The organism is Amycolatopsis sp. WQ 127309, from assembly GCF_023023025.1.
Classification (GTDB): Bacteria; Actinomycetota; Actinomycetes; order Mycobacteriales; family Pseudonocardiaceae; genus Amycolatopsis.
In genome coordinates, this window is record NZ_CP095481.1 from 7,721,451 (window position 1) to 7,736,666 (window position 15,216).

Annotated in this window: 11 protein-coding genes and 1 riboswitch; of the genes, 5 read left to right on the plus strand and 6 right to left on the minus strand. The window is 72.1% G+C overall.

Annotated elements, in window-relative coordinates; all coding sequences use genetic code 11:
- Positions 1–69: 69 nt before the first annotated feature.
- Both MUY22_RS34840 and MUY22_RS34845 read left to right on the plus strand, forming a co-directional pair.
- The gene (locus tag MUY22_RS34840) at positions 70–615 is read left to right on the plus strand and encodes an EF-hand domain-containing protein (protein WP_247051424.1); all 546 of its coding nucleotides are present in this window, start codon (positions 70–72) and stop codon (positions 613–615) included.
- A 148-nt stretch (positions 616–763) separates the two neighbouring features.
- A complete protein-coding gene (locus MUY22_RS34845) occupies positions 764–3,328 on the plus strand; it encodes an ABC transporter substrate-binding protein (RefSeq protein ID WP_247051425.1) in 2,565 nt (854 codons plus the stop codon).
- 9 nt (positions 3,329–3,337) lie between these two features.
- Here the strand turns inward: MUY22_RS34845 and MUY22_RS34850 are convergent, their stop codons facing one another.
- The 4 genes from MUY22_RS34850 to MUY22_RS34865 form a co-directional block, all read right to left on the minus strand.
- Entirely contained in the window at positions 3,338–4,831 is a 1,494-nt protein-coding gene (locus MUY22_RS34850) for a carboxylesterase/lipase family protein (RefSeq protein WP_247051426.1), read from the minus strand.
- A gap of 46 nt (positions 4,832–4,877) precedes the next feature.
- Positions 4,878–5,474, minus strand: coding sequence for a TetR/AcrR family transcriptional regulator (locus tag MUY22_RS34855; protein WP_247051427.1), 597 nt, complete (start codon positions 5,472–5,474; stop codon positions 4,878–4,880).
- A gap of 18 nt (positions 5,475–5,492) precedes the next feature.
- Entirely contained in the window at positions 5,493–5,903 is a 411-nt protein-coding gene (locus MUY22_RS34860; RefSeq protein WP_247051428.1) for a VOC family protein, read from the minus strand.
- A gap of 86 nt (positions 5,904–5,989) precedes the next feature.
- Positions 5,990–9,403 carry a S8 family serine peptidase gene (locus MUY22_RS34865; protein ID WP_247051429.1) on the minus strand — a complete coding sequence of 1,138 codons (3,414 nt, stop codon included), beginning with the start codon at positions 9,401–9,403 and terminating at the stop codon, positions 5,990–5,992.
- A gap of 391 nt (positions 9,404–9,794) precedes the next feature.
- Between MUY22_RS34865 and MUY22_RS34870 the strand changes: the two genes are divergently transcribed.
- Both MUY22_RS34870 and MUY22_RS34875 read left to right on the plus strand, forming a co-directional pair.
- A complete protein-coding gene (locus tag MUY22_RS34870; RefSeq protein WP_247051430.1) occupies positions 9,795–10,205 on the plus strand; it encodes a hypothetical protein in 411 nt (136 codons plus the stop codon).
- Between the two features lie 22 nt (positions 10,206–10,227).
- The gene (locus MUY22_RS34875) at positions 10,228–10,431 is read left to right on the plus strand and encodes a hypothetical protein (protein WP_247051431.1); all 204 of its coding nucleotides are present in this window, start codon (positions 10,228–10,230) and stop codon (positions 10,429–10,431) included.
- Positions 10,432–10,437: 6 nt separating this feature from the next.
- Here the strand turns inward: MUY22_RS34875 and MUY22_RS34880 are convergent, their stop codons facing one another.
- Together MUY22_RS34880 and MUY22_RS34885 are read right to left on the minus strand one after the other, a co-directional pair.
- Positions 10,438–11,298: a serine hydrolase gene (locus MUY22_RS34880; RefSeq protein ID WP_247051432.1), complete on the minus strand. Its 861-nt coding sequence runs from the start codon at positions 11,296–11,298 to the stop codon at positions 10,438–10,440.
- Positions 11,299–11,399: 101 nt separating this feature from the next.
- The gene (locus MUY22_RS34885; RefSeq protein WP_247051433.1) at positions 11,400–12,281 is read right to left on the minus strand and encodes a hypothetical protein; all 882 of its coding nucleotides are present in this window, start codon (positions 12,279–12,281) and stop codon (positions 11,400–11,402) included.
- Between the two features lie 208 nt (positions 12,282–12,489).
- Positions 12,490–12,638, plus strand: a riboswitch (adenosylcobalamin (AdoCbl) riboswitch).
- A 67-nt stretch (positions 12,639–12,705) separates the two neighbouring features.
- On the opposite strand from MUY22_RS34885, the gene MUY22_RS34890 reads away from it, so the two are divergent.
- Complete coding sequence (locus MUY22_RS34890) at positions 12,706–15,216, plus strand: prenyltransferase/squalene oxidase repeat-containing protein (protein ID WP_247051434.1); 2,511 nt, start codon at positions 12,706–12,708, stop codon at positions 15,214–15,216.

Below are 15,216 nucleotides of genomic sequence, written 5' to 3' on the forward strand. Positions count from 1 at the left end.
CTCGGCCGGGGGTGGGTGGGTCCCGATTATCGTGACGCGCCGCACGGTTTCCCCGACGAAAGGACCTTCGTGTCCCAGGATCTCCTCGAGCGCAAGTGGTCGAACTTCTTCCGGCACTTCGACGCCGACGGCAACGGTTTCATCGAGCACGAGGACTTCGTGCAGCGGGGTGCGCAGGTGGCCGCCGCGTTCGGGTACGCCAGTGAGACGGCCGCCGCGCAGGCCGTCACCGCGGGCTTCCAGCGGGTCTGGGAGTCCTTGGTGGGCAACCTCGACGCCGACGGTGACGGCCGGGTGTCGCGCGCTGAGTTCACCGGCGGCATGACGGTGTTCGCCGGCGAAGACCGTTACCAGGACCTGTTCCAGCCGGCGATCGACGCGCTGCTGGCGATGGGTGACGCCGACGGCGACGGGCAGCTCAGCCGGTCGGAGTGGGTGCGCCTGCAGGTCGGCTACGGCACTCCCGAGACCGACGCGGAGTACACGTTCGGCCTGCTCGACACCGACGGCAGCGGCTACCTCTCGCACGACGAGATCTCCGCCGCCACCCGGCAGTACTTCACCAGCACCGACGCCGACGCGCCGGGCAACAGCCTCTACGGCCCGCTCGCCTGACGACCCGGGTGCCGCCGACCGTCCACAATGGTCGGCCGGCGGCACCGCGGTGGTGACCGCATCGGGGGACAGAGGTTCATCGATCGGGTAAGCGGGCGCTGCCTACTGTGGGGCGCTCAGCGAAAACCGATTTCGGAGGTCTGTCCCCGTGCCGGAGAAACCCGACACCGCGGTCGCGCTCACCCATCGGGCGATCGGGCTCCGGGCATCGGACCCGGCGCGGGCCCGGGAACTGCTGGGTGTCGCGCTGGCGAAGGACGACGGCTACGAGCCGGCGTGGCGGTGGCTCGCCGAACTGGTGGCGACCGAGGGCGAACGGCGATTCTGCCTCGAACGGGCCTACGAGATCAAAGCCGATCCCGAGACCGGCCGGGCGCTCAAGGCCGTGCGCACCACGCCGCCGAGCACGCCCGCCGACGTCGCCGACCTGGTGGAACCGGAGCGGCCGCCGGCCAAGGTCCGCGCCGGCCGCGCGAAGGGCGGCTGGAAGAAGATCTGGATCGCCGTCGGCGCGGCCGTGGTCCTGGCTTCGGTGCTGGGCGTCTGGACGGCGGCGGGAGCCGAGCGGGGCGAACCCGCCTACGTGGCGCTGGTGGCGGGGATGACCGGGGACAACGCGGTGACCTCGGCCCACATGGAGCACGCCGTGCGGATGCACCTCGACACCGTGAACGCGGCGGGCGGGATCCACGGGCACCCGGTGGAACTGCTCGTCTACGACGACGCGGACCGGGTCGACAAGGCGATCGGGATCGCGCAGCAGATCGTCCGGGAGGACAAGGTCCTCTACGTCGTCGGGCACGGGAGCAGCGACACCGCGCTCGCGGCGTCGCCGATCTACCGGCGGGCCCGGATCCCGGCCATCACCCCGTCGGCCAGCTCGTCGCGGATCACCGACGGCAGCGAGTGGTACTTCCGCAGCATGTTCGGCAACCGGACGCAGAGCGACTTCATGTCGGTGTACGCCTCGCACGTCCTGAGCTCGAAGACCGCGGCCGTCGTGTACGACGACGACGAGGACGGCCGGTCGGCGCACGACACCTTCCTGGAGTCCTTCGGCGAGTTCGGCCGGGTGACCGCCGAGCTGCCGATCTCCGCCGCGCCCGCGAGCCGCGCCGCGTCGGTCGACGCCGCGGTCGCCGCGCTCGAGGCGCACGACCCGCGTGAGCCGATCGTCCTGGCCCTGAAGGAGAAGAGCGGTCTCGAGGTGATCGACCGGCTCCGGTCCGCGGGGGTGACGGCGCCCGTCCTCGGCAGCTCGTCGCTGAGCTCCCGGGCCTTCCACGACGCGTTGACCGGAGCCGAGCGCATGAGCGGGCGGCCGGGGGCGCTCACCGGCAACCTGTTCATGGCGACGCCGCTGGCCCAGGATTCGCTGTCCGGCCCCGCACAGGTGTGGGCCGACGCCTTCGAGCAGCGCTACGGCGAACGGCCGCTGTGGCAGGCCGCGACGGCCCGGCAGGCGCTGAACGTCGGGCTGCACGCGATGGAGGCCGGCGGGCTGGACTTCGACGGGAACCACCGGGCGGCGGACCGGCAGCGGGTGCGCGACTCCCTGGCGTCGTTGAAGGACCGGAAGAACTCCTTCCCCGCGTTGCTCGGGCCGTTGTACTTCAATGCGAGCGGGTCGGCGCAGATGGCCGTGTCGGTGGTGACGAGCGACGGCGCCCGGTTCGTCTCGGCGCCCGTCCAGTTCACGATCTACGAACCGCCGTCCGGTGACGCGCTGCAGGCGGGGCTGGCCGACGGCGAGGTCATCGCGGTCAAGAACCGCTACCTGAGCCGGCGCCAGGTGGTGGCGACCGGCATCAACCTCAACGAGGTCCGCGACCTCGACACGACCGACGGCACGTACTTCGTGGACTTCTTCGTCTGGCTCAAGTACACCGGCAACAACGGCGCGGCCGACGTGCAGTTCGTCAACGCCGTCAAACCCGACCTGAAGCTGGGGGAGCCGCTGCGCGACGTCACCGAGGACGGGCGCACCTACCGGCTCTACCGGGTGGCCGACCGCTTCAAGAGCAGCTTCGAGTTCCACGACTTCCCGTTCGACCACCAGCGGCTCACCGTGCTGCTGCAGAACCGGACGCAGACCGCGGACCAGGTCTCCTACGTGACGGACAAGGAGATCCTCGACCAGGACCCGCGCGCCTACCTGCGCAGCGGCGCCGACGCCGAGGCCACCATCAACCAGGTCCCCAACTGGGTCGCGTCCTCGGTGCACTTCTTCCGCCAGACGGTCGGCAGCAGTGACGCCCTGGGTGACGGCCAGTCCGCCGGCGCCGCCACCGGGATCTACTACAGCCAGTACGCGGCCGAGATCGAGATCGAGCGGGACACGCTGCCGTTCCTGATCAAGAACCTGCTCCCGCTGATCCTGCTGATCTGCGTCACGTACCTGTCGTTGTTCTTCAAGGCCGCCGACGGCAGCGCGCCGGTGTCGATGGGCGTGACCGCGATCCTCAGCACCGCGGTCCTGCTCAACAACGTGACGTCCCAGCTCCCGTCGGTCAGCTACATCGTGGCGCTCGAATGGGGTTACTACGCGTTCATCCTGCTGGCCGCCGGCTGTGTGCTGATCGCGATGCTGCGCAAGCGCTTCGCCACGCTGAAACGGGACGACGCGGAACAGACCCTGCGCCGGGCGGCGCGGATCGGCTATCCCGTCTACCTCCTCGGCATCGTGACCGTCTTCATGTTCGCCTTCGGCTGAGGCGGGCCGCTACCGGCGGCCGTCCCAGGCGGCTCGTTCGGCGCCCGCGGCGTCCTGGACGACCTGGCTCTGCTCGTCGTAGACCATGGTCGTCCGCCCGTCGCGGTCGTACCGGGGCCAGCCGGGATCGCCCGTGGTGGCGAAGCGGACGAAGTCGGCGTGCACGCGCCGCGCCAGCTCCTGCGGGGGACGGCTGCCGAACTGCGCGATCGCGGGCGTTCCCAGCGCCATGACCGTTTCGAGGTCGTCGCGCACGAACGGCAGGTCGACGGCGTGGAACGCGCCGGAGCCCGGCGGGATTCCTTCGCGCTGCCACCGGAACTCGTAGAGCCACGACGGTTCGGGACGCGCTTCGAGCAGGCGGATCGTCGGGATCCGGAACCCCCAGTCCGTCCAGCCGGCCTCGACCAGCGCGGCCAGCCCGCGGACGTGGCGGGGGCCGTCGCGGTAGGCGCGCACCGTCGGGCCGTCCATCCCCAGCGTGCGGCGCAGGCCCAGGCGGATCAGCGGGGCCACCGGGCCGGCGACGCTCGCGATGCCCTCGATCAGCGGCGCGGCCTCGTTGCGCACCGTCCCGGCGAGCAGCGGGACGCCCGGCACGGCCCCGGCGGACCGGACCGGGTTCGCCGGCAGGAACTCCGTGCCGTGCACCCCGCGGAACGGGCTGAGCAGCAGCGCGCGGCGATCACCCTTGACCAGGCCCAGGGCGTACCGCTTCAGCGCCTTGAACGACGCCGCCGCGGTGCGTTCCAGGCCGACCGCCGACAGGCCCGCCACGGTCGGCGCGACCCCGAGGTCGCGCGCCACCTGCCGGGTCACCCGCCACGCCTCGTCGACGTCGACGGACGCCATCGAGCACCCGCTCTGGGCGATCGCCCCGGCGAACGCGCCGCGGGAAGCGGGCAGCGCGAGGTGGTTCAGCACGCTGACGCCGCCGCCGGACTGGCCGAAGATCGTCACCCGCGCGGGGTCCCCGCCGAACGCGGCGATGTTGCGCTGCACCCAGGCGAGCGCCGCCGACTGGTCGCGCAGCCCGAGGTTGTCGTGACCCTCGCCGAGGTACAGGAAGCCGTCGATGCCCAGCCGGTAGTTGATGCCGACGTGCACGACGCCGTCGCGCGCGAAGTTCTTGCCGCTGTAGCCGGGCAGCGAGCCGGCGCCGTAGATGTACCCGCCGCCGTGGATGTGCACCACCACCGGCAGGCCCGCGCGGCCGGGGTCGGGGGTCCACACCTCGAGGGTCAGGCAGTCCTCGCCGGTCTCGGTCGCCGCGTAGACCGCGCCGAGCGGGTTCTCCTCCGCCACCTGCGGCGCGGCGGGCCCCGGCGCGGTGGCGTCGCGGACGCCGTCCCAGTCCGCGGCGGGCCGCGGCGGCAGGAACCGGCGCGGCCCGAACGGCGGTGCGGCGTAAGGGATGCCGCGGAAGTGGTGCAGGCCGTCGATCTCGAGACCCCGGACCACGCCGTTCTCGGTGCGGACCCGCGGGAAGGCGACGCTCGTCATCTCCGCAGCCTCCCGACTCGAAGGCAATTAGTCAAGCTGTACTAATTTACCCGTCGAGGATGCGGTGGGCCAGCCGCTTCCACGCCGCGAGGTTCGGGTCGCTCCGGTGGTCGCGCGGCTCGAACGTGTAGGTCAGGGCGACCCCGCGCATGCTCGCCAGCAGCACGGGCGCGAGGTCGGCGAAGCCGGGGTGCGCGACGCGCTCCGGCCCGAACAGGCCGGTGATCAGCTCGCGGATGTGCCGGCCCAGCTCGTGCTCCGGGGGCCGCAGCGCCGCCGCGAGGTGCGGGTTGTGCTGCGCCGCGACCCACAGCTGCAGGGCGGCGGTGAAGAGCGGGCCGTGGAAGGTGAGCCAGATCTGCTCGACGGCGTCGTCGATCGTGCCGGCGACCTCGGGCACGTCGACCTGGCCCGCGCGCTGGACGGCGAGGTGCTGCACCGCGGCGATCAGCAGGTCGTCGCGCGAGGGGAACTGGTGCAGCAGGCTCCCGCGGGACACCCCGGCGCGTTCCTGGATGCGCGAGGTCGTCGTCGCGGCGTAGCCGTCCTCGGCGAGACAGGCGACCGCGGCGGCCAGGATGCGTTCACGCGTGTCCCAGGCCCGCTTCTGCACGGGCAGCGGCGCGGGCTGCGAGGTGGCCATGGCCCGAGGTTAACGGGCTCAGCGCTGTTCCTGGATGCGGATCAGGTTGCCGGCGGGATCGCGGAAGGCGCTGTCGCGGACGCCGTAGGGCTGCTCGATCGGCTCCTGGACGACCTCGGCCCCCGCGGCCTGCACCTTCTCGAAGGTGGCGTCGAGGTCGGGGGTGGCGAGCATGATCCAGCCGTAGGTGCCCTTGGCCATCATCTCGGAGATGGTGCCGCGCTCGGCGTCGGTGATGCCGGGGTCGGCCCCCGGCGGTGCCAGGAGGAGGGACGTGCCGGGCTGGCCGGGCGGGCCGACCGCGATCCAGCGCATCTTGCCCTTCCCGACGTCGCTGCGGACCTCGAAGCCGAGGACGTCGCGGTAGAACGCCAGCGAGGCGTCCGGGTCGTCGTGGGGGAGGACCGTCGTGTGGATGGTGATGTCCATGGCGCTCACGCTAGCCCGCGGTTCCGCGCCCCGGACGGCGCCGGGCCGCCGGCTCCCGAGGGGGAACCGGCGGCCCGGTGCTCGGCTCAGCCGATCCGGTAGTGGTACGGCAGGGTCGTGATGACCTCGCCGGTGCCCTCCTCCGGCAGGCCGGTGGAGCCGGTGGGCAGGGTCGGGACGGTCACCAGGTTGAGGTGGCCGGTGACGTCGGTGCCGCGGGCGCCGGCCGGGGTGATCGTCACCTGGATGGTGGCCGTCCGGCCCGGCTGGATGATCACCGGCGTGCCGCCGGTGCCCGCCGGGTCGATCGCCTGGTCGTACGGGTCTCCGGTGGACGAGGTCACGGCGTGGTCGAAGCCCGCGGTCACCAGGGACGAGGTGTAGCTCGCGTGCCCGGCGGGGGCGCCGGACGGCCCGAACGGGCCGAGCTCCTGCACGTCGGCGAACCAGATGCCCTTGGTGACGTAGCCCTTCTTCTCCCCGATCGTGGCGACCGAGACGGTGCTGCCGCCCTGGGCCTGCTTCAGGTCGCCGAGCACGTCGATCCCGGCGGCCGAGCTCTGCAGCTCGACCTGGGCCGGCCTGCTCGACGAGGTGGCCACCGTCAGCTTGCTCGTGTCCGGCGGCACTTCGTAGACCGGCGCGATCGCGCCCGGCTCGGGCAGGTCGACCTCGGTCTGGCCGCCGACCGGGACCGGCTGCAGCGTCTGCGCGGTGCTGGTGCGGGCATCGACGCCGATCGCGATCGGCTCGATGCCGGTGTTGTGCACGGTCACCGGCACCGTGACCGCCTTGCCGGCGGCCAGCTTCCCGCCGCTCGGCAGCGCCGGTGCGGACACCGACACCCGGTCGAAGGCGACCGTGCCGGTGAACGGCTGCTGCAGTTGCTTGCCCGTCACCGGGTTCTGCACCACCAGCACCAGGTGCCAGCGCCCGGGCAGCGGGTTCGCGTCGGTCAGCTGCAGCCCGGTGCCCTGCGACACGGTCGTCGGAGAGGCGAGCGAGATGTTGCTGGTGACGTCGCCGAGCTCGCCGTTCGGGTCGACCAGGACGCCGTCGACGACGGTGCCCGGGTCGGCCAGGTGCACGGCGACGTCGAGGTCCTTCTTGCCGTGGGGCACGTCGAACTCGTAGCTGAACGTCTGCGCGGGGGAGAACGCGCGGGCGTTGCCGCCGGTGATGGTGCCGCTGAAGGCCCCCGGGCCGTTGCCGGTCGGGATGAGCGAGCGCAGCACCGCCGACACGGACGTCTGGTGGCCGTCGGAGCTGCCGAAGGTCACCGAGTAGTCCGCGTCGCCGCCCGAGGCCGGGGTCGGCAGGGCGATCTTGACCGGCTTGGTCTGGCCCGGGGCCAGGGTCAGGAGCTGGGGCGAGACCTGGCCGTAGGGCACGGCGCGCTGCGCGTCCGCGGCCAGCTGGATGTCACCGGTGTACCCGGACGCGCCGGCGACCGAGTACAGCACCGCCGTCCAGGTGCCCGCGGCCGGGTGCCGGACGTCGACGTTGGCGTAGTTCGCCGTCGCCGCGCCACCCTGCGGGCGGCTGTTCGCGACGAACGTGCCGTCCGGCGCGAGCAGCGTCAACCGCACCACCGGGGTGACCGAAGCGCCGTTGACCGTCTTGGGACTGCCCTGCCACGCCATCCGCGACAGCAGCCGGTCGGTGGCCGGCGGGACGCTGAACTTCACCGTCTTCTGCGCCCACTGCGCGCCGTTGTAGTAGGGGAACGTCGGCAGCTTGGCCGCGTCGAACGGCACGGTCCGGGTCTGCGACGACGCCGTCGCGAAACCGCGCGTGCCGGTGGACACCGTGAGCGGCTTGGTGCCGACGTTCGACACCTTGACCGTCGCGGTCTGCGTGCTGCCGGGCGCGCCTTCCAGGGTCAGCTGGTCGGTCGAGAGCGCGATGTTCGACGACACCCCGGCGGGGGCGCCGGTGGTGCCGGGCGCGGTCGAGGCCGCCTCGACGGCCGCGCGCGCGTCCAGCAGGCCGGAGCCCTGCTCGTCGGCCGGCAGGCCGAGGTCGCGCGTGGTGCCGGTGATCAGCTGCTTGATCAGGGCCGGTGTCGGCGACGCGCCGCGGTGCGTGCCGCGGTAGGCCTGGATGACCAGGGCCGCGACACCCGCGGTCAGCGGCGCCGATTCGCTGGTGCCACCGAAGGATTCGAGATCCGCGCCCTGCGGCGGCGACTGGAACGTCTGGCACTCCGCGTACCCCGGTTCGCAGTCGGCCCAGTTGCCCTCACCGGGCGCGACTAGGTCGATCGTGCGGCCGTTCTGCGTGATGCCCGAGGAGGACAGCGCGGAGATGTTGTCGCTGACCCACTTCCCGTTGGAGAACGGGAAAGCCGCGTACGTGGTCTGCGCGTACAGCCGGTTGTCCGTGGTCGCGCCGGCGGAGATGACCAGCGGGTCGGTGGCCGGGCTGCCGATGGTGGACGTCGTGCCCGCGTCGCCGCTGGAGGTGGTGACCGTGACGCCGGCGGCGACGGCCTCGTCGTTGAACACCTGGAACAGCTCGCGCGAGCTGGTGTCCGGGTACTGGTTGAGGCCGAGCGACTCGTTGATGACGTCGACGTGGTCGACCGTCACCGCGTAGTCGATGGCCTGCAGCACCGCGGAGTTCGTCGCGGTCGAGCCGAAGACGTTGAGCCCGACCAGGCTCGCACCCGGCGAGACGCCCTTGACCACGATGTTGCAGCCCGGCGGCAGCGGGTGCGCCTGGTTCACGAACTTCGACAGGTCGTGCACCACGGTGCCCTGCGCGGCGATCGACGACGCGTCACCGAACGCCTCGGCACCCGCGTCCGTGGTCGCCGGGCCGTCCCCGGAGAAGTCCTGGTAGTCCGCGAACACCTTGGAGCCGTCCGGCCGGATGAAGTCGGCGTAGTCCGGGTCCATGTTGTCGGCGAGGAACGCGACCTTCACGCCGGAACCGTCGGCGAGATCGGACGCGCTCTTCGAGCCGTCGGTGCTGTAGGCGTGGATCGAGGTGAGCGCTTCCGGTTCCAGCAGCGGCTTCGCGGGGTCGGCCGGGCAGATCGCGCCGGGCGCCGTCGACGTCCGGGGCTGCGCGCTCGGCGCCGTCCCGCTCGCTGCCGCCGGCGGTGTGCTCGGCGTGGGCAGCGTGACCTTGCTGTCCGGCAGCACGGAGGCCACCGCCGGGTCCTGCGCGAGCGCGGCCGCCTGCGCGGGGCTGACGGTCGCGGAGAAGGCGTTGCCGACCGCGAAGTGCTTGACGTTGGCCGGCGCCGGCCCGGTGAGCTTGCCCAGCACCGCGTTCTGCGCTCTGGTCGCTTGGTCGCGTCTGCTCCCGGACGCCGCTTTCGTCGGTGGCGCTGACGCGATCTGGTCGCCCAGCACCACGATCACCGCCTGCGACGCGGTCCCGGCGTTCGCCGCGGCCGCGGCCGCACCGGCCGGCTGAATGGATCCGGCCAGCACCAAGCCACCGACGGCGGCCAGAACCGCCGGCCGGAGTATGAGCGACGAACGCCGCATATGCAGCTCCCTGGTCGTAGGGGTTCAAATCCAGCAGATCCGACTAAATCGGACTCCCTTTTTCGGGGCTCGATTTCGTCGCCTGGCGACTATTGCGGTTCAGCGTCCCGTCCACAAGCGACAATGGTCGGCGATTCCACGCAATTCCGTGCCGCAACGGGCGTTACATCCGCATTGACCGATGTCATGAGTGGCTGTGGGCGAGTTGGAAAATTCCCGACACCCATCGACGAATTCGCCCGCCCCGCTGCGGCCCGAGGACGTCGGCGGGGCGTCCGGTTGCCGCTCGTCCGGCGGAATTCCCCGCACTCGTCCGGCGCTACCTGCGGGATGTTGCGCTGGGTATCGTCCCTGTGTCGTACAGAGGAACCACCAGTTCCGGAGGTAACCCATGCGCAAGAGTGCGGCCCTGGTTTCGACCGTCCTGCTGGCGGCGGGCATCGGTGTGCTGACCGCCGGACCCGCCGCGGCCCTGGGCGGCGAGACCTACGGATGCCAGGTCTCGCCGGGCCCGGTGGGCTCCTACACCGGGAACTGCCACAACAGCGCGAAGTTCCACGGCCCCTACTCGGCCGGATTCTCCGTCGGCGGCGCGGCCGCCGGCACGACCTACACCTGGCACGTCCCGGCCGGCTACCAGACCGCACCCGGCCTGTGTGGCACGACGTCCGGCTGCCGGGTCGACGGCCTGACCGGCGACGACGAAGTCACCGTCTCGGTCACCCTGACCCAGGACGGCGCCACCGAAACCCTGACCGCAACGGCGTTCATCCTGGCGGTCTGCGGCAACGTCTACTGCTGACCGGCTCGATACCCCGCTGCTTGTGACGTCGAACGGCGAAGGGCTGATCCCGCTCTCGCCGCTGCCGGGGCGCACGATCGCTCGCCCGGCCGCCTACCGCTCTCGGTTGCGGGACCTGCTCGACCTGGTGGCCGAGGCCGTGCGGATCGCCCGCACGTCGAGCGACGACTACCTTCGGCACCGAGTCGAGATCCGGGTCGGCACCACGGAAGACGATCCAGCTTGATCCCCGTCACTTGCTTCCCGAGCCCGTGGTCGAACCGATGTCGATCCGGCCGAACAGCTGCTGGGCCACGGACTTGCACACTTCGGCGCCGTAGTGGTGCTCGTGGCCCTGGTCCGGGTAGTGCACCATCACCGCGAGCACCCAGTGGTCCCACATCGCCAGGCAGTTCACCGTCCACCAGGCGCCGTGCCGGGTCCAGCCGTTCTTGACGGCCGGGTGCAGGCCCGCCAGGGCCGGGGCCTCCGGGATGCCGAACGCGGTCGCGGGGTCGGCCGACCGCATGAGGTCCAGCAGCTTGGCCCGCCACCGCGGGCTCAAGCCCGGACCGCGGGCCACGCACCGGCCGAGCAGGGTCGCCTCGGTCGCCGGCATCGTGGTCTTGGACCACCAGTTCGGGTGGATCGTCGTGTCGTGCAGGCCGCAGGTGCGGATCATCCGGGCGATCGAGTCGTCGCCGCCGAGCCGGAGGTAGAGCGTCTGCGCGGCACGGTCGTCGCTGGACCGGATCATGCGGGTCACCCGATCCTCGTCCTCGGCCGAGATCCGCGACTTCCGCGAGGCCAGGTAGTCCACCGCGAGCCAGCTCTTGATCATGGATTCGGTCGTGGTGCGCAAGGTCCCGGCACCGACCACGGTGCCGGTGTCCGTCTCGCGCAACGCCCACGACCATTCGCCCCGGACGTCGACCGCCACCTCGGCCGCCCCCGGAACCGGCGTGGCCGCCCGTGTCCGCGGGAACGACGGCGGGACGTCCGGCGCCGGTGACGTGCCCGCCGCGGCGGGCACGTTCGCGGAACGAACGCAGACCGCCGCGGCGAGCGCGCCGAGGATGACACCGACCAGGACGACGAGCACGGAATTACGCATCGAAACTCCTCGGCTGGGCCACCGATGCCGCGGAATCACGGCAATTCGAGTGCGCTTTCGGAAATGCGGAACAGATCGGATTCCGCCGGTGACGCTGATTCTCAGCGATTGAGCTGAACGGAGTTCAGCAAAGCCAGCGCGGCCTGTTCGTTGGCGCGTGAACTGTCGATTTCGAGGGTGTAGGCCCCGAGTTTCCGGTGCTGGTGCACGGGCAGCGGGTCCTGCGGAAAGCTGCTGTCCGCGGCTCTGCTGGTCAGCGACACTGTCAGCGAGAAGCATCGGGGGTCGAGCGGGGCCTTCCCGACCTCGGCGGGCGGGCAGAGCACGAGGGTGTTGGTTTCGGGTTCGCTGGTGAACGTGCCGACCTGCTGCCCGTCGGGCACCTGCAGCGACTTGAGCGGTGACGCGATCACCGGTGGCGTGGTGTGGACCTTCCCGAGCAGGGCCAGCATTTCCGCCGCTGTCACCGGTTTCGTGGTCGTCACCCGGATCCAGCGGTTCGGGCCGTCCTGCCACATGACCGACTGCGGGTGCGGGATCTGGTCCGCCGACGAGGGTTTCGCGGCCAGTGCGCTGTGGGGCGCGGTGCCGTCCCGGACGTCGATCTCGAACGCGTACCGGTGATCCTGCGCGTAGTGCAGGCCGGCGAAGTGCGGCTGGACGGCCCAGAACAGCAAGTCCCAGGAACTGTCCTCGAGGCTGATCGCCGGTGCGGCCGGGGGCACCTTGCCGGCGGCCGGCGGCTGGGTCACCGTGGCGGACGGCGGGCTCGCGAGCGTGGCCGGTGGCACCGCGGCGGTACCTCGGTTCTGCGCCCAGAAGACCCCCGCGCCGAGGGCGGCCACCGCGAGTGTCACGGCGGCGACGCTGGTCGTGTGGCGCCGCCGGACCCGGCGGCCGGCGACGGTCACCACGGCGTCGGGATCGGACGCCGGCGGCTCCTGGGCGTCCGACGCGCGGCGCACCTCGTCGAGGTCGGTCATGGCACGGTCTCCTTGCCTTCGTCGAGCTGGACGCGCAGCGCTCAGGCACCGCACACCTCTCAAGAGGTCACCTGCACCGCGTTCTGTTGCAGTTGTCTTCGAGATTGCCCGGACGGCCGCGCGCGTCCCCGGTGTGGTGAAGGCGACGTGAGTTCTGCCGTTCCCGTTCGGCTGACCAGGTGTTAGTGTCGGCTCGCTCAGTCAGCACAACTTCATGTTTTCTGCCCGTGGCAGGGGAAGCCGGTCGAAGTCCGGCACTGTCGCGCAACCGTGGGTCACCTTGGGGTGACGAGTCGGATTACCGCCTCGGGCAGGTGTTTGTCGAACCGCTGTCGCGCCAGCAGTGGGTGGACGCCCGGCCTCCCGTGGGGGCCGGTCTCTCCCTGTGTGTGTCGCGCCGGCGTCTGGGGAGAGGAAGGATCACGTGGCCGGCAAGCGGTTCAGGCCCATCGCGGCCTGGGTGTCCGCCGTCGTCGTGTTCACCGTCGGCTCGGTGACGCCGGCCTTCGCCGGTGACCTCGCGGCCTCGAAGCCGACGTCGAAGTGGCTCGCCGCGCAGCTCGCGCCCGACGGCACCCTGCAGAACCCGCTCGGTGGCGCGCTGCCCGACCACGGGCTGATGATCGACACGCTCTTCGCGATGTACGCCTCCGGCGACGGCGCGCTGGCCGCGCCCATCGTGAAGTACCTCGACGACGACCACCACGCCACCGACTACTACACGTGGGACGGCCTCGTCCCCGGCCAGGGCTACGACGCGATCATCACCGGTGGTGCCGCGGCGAAGGTGCTGGTCGCCGCGGAGATCGCCGGGCGGGACCCGAGGTCCTTCGGTGGGCACGACATGGTCGCCGAGACCCTCGGCACCATCGCGCGTTCGGGCGTCGACAAGGGCCGCGTCAGCGACTACTCGAAGAACCCCGACTTCAAGGACTTCGTCAGCAACAACGCCAACGTGTTCGGCCAGGCCCTGGCTGTGATCGGGCTGGCGGGCGCCGGCCTGACCGATCGGCTCGCGATCGACACGATGCTGAAACAGCAGTGCTCGGACGGCTTCTTCCGGATCTTCTTCGGCCTCATCCCCACCACGGAGACCGGCGACCAGGTGACACCGGACGGCCACCGGATCTCGACGTGTGACGAGGGCGAGCCGTTCGACCAGTCGACGCCGGACGGCGACGCCACCGGCGTCGCGCTCTCGGCGATGCTCGCCGCCCGCGACGCCGGTGCGGCGAACCTCGACGCGCCCATCACCAAGGCCGTGAGGTGGCTGAAGGCCCACCAGACCGCGAGTGGCGGCTGGGGCGGCGGCGTCGGCACCGAAGCGCCCAACACCAACAGCACCGGCCTGATCCTGCAGGCGCTCGCCGACGCCGGGTGCGCGGACGCCGCGATGGCGTCGGGGACCGCTTTCCTCCGGTCCGCCGAAGCGACCGCGGCCGACACGGGCACCCCGCTCGGGGATCAGCTCGGCGCCATCGCCTACACCCCGGCCGAGTACCGAGCCGCGCGCACCGCCGGGATCGGCGGGCTCGACACCTGGATCCGCGCGAGCGCGCAGGCCGCACTCGGCCTGTCCCAGGTCGGGTTCCACGACCTCACCCTCGGCCACGCCGGAGCGCAGGGGCCACCGGACCCCGGCTGCGGCCTGCCCGTTCCGCCACCGCCGCCGCCCGGCGAAAAGCCCGCGCCGACGGGGGATCACGCTGTGAAGCCGCCGGTCAGCCCGAAGGCCGGCACCCCGGCGGTGCGGCCCGGTTCGCCGCGCGGCACCGTGGTCGTCCCCGCCGACGCGCCGGCGCCGGTGACCGGCCCGACCCCGGCCGACCGGCTGGGCGGTTACCTCGCGAGCCGGCTCGTCGACGGCGACCACGTCGAGGTCGCCCAGGACGGCAAGACCTTCGTCGACTACGACCTGACGGCGGATCTCGTGCTCGCCCTGCACACGCTCGGGCAGCAGCCGGACGCCGCGGCCCGGGCGTCACGGTTCCTGCTGAGCCCGGACTCGGTCCGGGCCTACGCCCACGGCGCGCCCTACGAACAAGGCCAGGCGGCTTATGCCGAACCCCTGGCCAAGCTGGACGTCATCGCCCGCTTCGTGGCGGACCCGGCCGTCCCCCAGCTGGGCACCGACCTCGCCGCGCTGCGCACCGCGTCCGGGGAGTTCACCGACACCGGGGAGTTCGCCGACACCACCGGATCCCTGCGGCGGCACGCGTGGGCCACGCTGGCGACCACGGCCACGGCGCCGGCCGATGCCGCGGCCGGGACACTCGTCGCCCACCAGTGCGCGGACGGGCTCTTCCCGGCCGTCTTGACCGGGAAGCCGTGCGCCACCGGCGATCTCGCCGCGACGGCCGCCGCAGTCGAGGCGCTGAACGCCGTCCCGCGTGACGGCCGGGCGCCGGGCAACGTCGCGCCGGCCGGCTGGACGCCCGAACACCGGCAGGCCCTCGAGTCCGCCGCCGCGGCGCTGACCACCCGCACCGGACCCGACGGCACGGTCGCCGCGGCGGACGGGCAGCCCGATCCCGTGCTCACGGCGGCCGTCGCCGGCGGGTTCAGCTCCGCCGGGCTCGACGCGAGCAAGGCCGCACAGGCCCTCGGCGCGCTCGTCCTGGCCGACGGCGGGTTCCCGAAGAGCCCGGGCGGGCCGAGCGACCCCGGCGCGAGCATCGCCGCGGCGACCGGGATCGCCGGGCGGACCTGGCTCGACGCGGACGGCTCCCCGCTCACGACGGCGGTCCGGTTGCCGCTGGCCGAGCCGCTCGCCGCCGCGGGTGGCCACGGCGGTGTCGTCGCGGCGCCGGCCGCTCTCGGCGGTTCGGCGCTCTGGCTGGCCTTCCGCCTGTCCGGTGCCGCGCTCGTCCTCGCCTTCGCGCTGGCCGCCGGCCTGCGCCACCTGATCACCCGCACACCACGCACCAGGGGGTAA

Coding starts and splice junctions, on each gene's coding strand:
- MUY22_RS34850 (WP_247051426.1), bottom strand. CDS start 4,831: ATGACGAGCGTCGCCTTCCCGCGGGTCCGCACCGAGAACGGCGTGGTC.
- MUY22_RS34855 (WP_247051427.1), bottom strand. CDS start 5,474: ATGGCCACCTCGCAGCCCGCGCCGCTGCCCGTGCAGAAGCGGGCCTGG.
- MUY22_RS34860 (WP_247051428.1), bottom strand. CDS start 5,903: ATGGACATCACCATCCACACGACGGTCCTCCCCCACGACGACCCGGAC.
- MUY22_RS34885 (WP_247051433.1), bottom strand. CDS start 12,281: ATGACCGACCTCGACGAGGTGCGCCGCGCGTCGGACGCCCAGGAGCCG.
- MUY22_RS34865 (WP_247051429.1), bottom strand. CDS start 9,403: ATGCGGCGTTCGTCGCTCATACTCCGGCCGGCGGTTCTGGCCGCCGTC.
- MUY22_RS34880 (WP_247051432.1), bottom strand. CDS start 11,298: ATGCGTAATTCCGTGCTCGTCGTCCTGGTCGGTGTCATCCTCGGCGCG.
- MUY22_RS34870 (WP_247051430.1), top strand. CDS start 9,795: ATGCGCAAGAGTGCGGCCCTGGTTTCGACCGTCCTGCTGGCGGCGGGC.